Origin of the sequence: Sphingomonas oligoaromativorans, assembly GCF_011762195.1 — a bacterium.
Lineage (GTDB): Bacteria > Pseudomonadota > Alphaproteobacteria > Sphingomonadales > Sphingomonadaceae > Solisphingomonas > Solisphingomonas oligoaromativorans.
In genome coordinates this window covers 1-1,298 of sequence record NZ_JAASQK010000027.1, presented here as the reverse complement: position 1 = coordinate 1,298, position 1,298 = coordinate 1, and the positions used below count along the sequence as shown (strand labels likewise).

1 protein-coding gene is annotated in these 1,298 nt (G+C 63.9%); it reads left to right on the top strand.

The features are described 5' to 3' along the window. Nucleotides 1-65 precede the first annotated feature (65 nt). Nucleotides 66-1,237, top strand: a protein-coding gene (locus FHS98_RS18625; RefSeq protein ID WP_167108971.1) for an IS3 family transposase whose coding sequence is annotated in 2 segments (ribosomal slippage) — nucleotides 66-330 and nucleotides 330-1,237 — 1,173 coding nt in all. Because the reading frame shifts where the segments join, the coding sequence is not laid out codon by codon here. Nucleotides 1,238-1,298 lie beyond the last annotated feature (61 nt).

Here is a 1,298-nt window from a genome sequence, read left to right as displayed (position 1 = left end):
TGAGGTGGTGCCGGTTTTCTGGACAGGGTGTTAAGCTACTCCCGACCTGATGGATTGGTACGGGAATGAAGACGACGAGGAAGCGCTACAGCGCCGATTTTAAGGCCAAGGTCGCACTGGAAGCGATCCGGGGCGATCTGACGCTGGCGGAGCTGGCAGCCAAGCATGGCGTGCACCATACGATGATCGCGTCGTGGAAGCGGCAGGCCATCGACGGCATGGCAGGCACGTTCTCCGGGGCTGGCGATGTGGCCAAGGCCGTCAGCGAGAGCGAGGTGGAAAAGCTGCATGCCAAGATCGGGCAATTGGTCGTCGAGCGGGATTTTTTAGCGAAAGCCTTCGGTCGATGAGCGTGGACCGGAGGCGGGCGATGGTCGAATCTGCTCACCACCGCCTGTCGATCACGGCGCAGTGCCGCCTGCTGTCGATCAGCCGCTCGTCGTATTACTACGCACCGGTGCCGGAAACGGACGAGACGCTGGCGCTGATGACGGTGATCGACGCGACGTTCCTGGACTGCCCGTGGTACGGCAGCCGCCAGATGGCGCGGCACCTGCGGCGTGCCGGGCACGAAGTCGGTCGCCGTCGGGTGCGTCGCCTGATGGCGAAGATGGGGCTGACGCCGATCTACCAGCGGCCCCGCACGAGCGATCCGCACCCGCAGCACCGGGTCTATCCGTATCTACTGCGCAAGCTGGCGATCGAACGGCCCAATCACGTGTGGTGCGCCGACGTGACGTACATCCCGATGCGCCGTGGCTTCCTCTATCTGGTGGCGATCATGGACTGGGCGACCCGCAAGGTGCTCGCCTGGCGGCTGTCGAACACGATGGACGCCGGCTTCTGTGTCGCGGCGCTGGAAGAGGCGTTGGCCCGGTTCGGCAAGCCGGAAATCTTCAACACGGACCAGGGCTGCCAGTTCACCAGCTACGCCTTCACCAGCGTGCTGCGTGACGCCGAGGTCCGCATCAGCATGGATGGCCGGGGCCGGTGGATGGACAACGTCTTCATCGAACGCCTCTGGCGATCCCTGAAGTACGAGTGCGTCTATCTCCACGCCTTCGAGACCGGCTCGGAGCTGCGGGCTGGCCTTGGCCGGTGGATCACCTATTACAACACCCAGCGTCCGCACTCGGGACTGGCCGGGAGAACCCCGGCCGAGGCCTATCGGCGGATCGGGCAATCAGGTCATGGGGGGCATGCCCCCCATGACCTGATGATCAAACAGGCGGCATGAACGACAACCGGGATTAGCTTAACTCAGCCGCCAAACTGTCCAAGAAGGCGGGACCACCTCA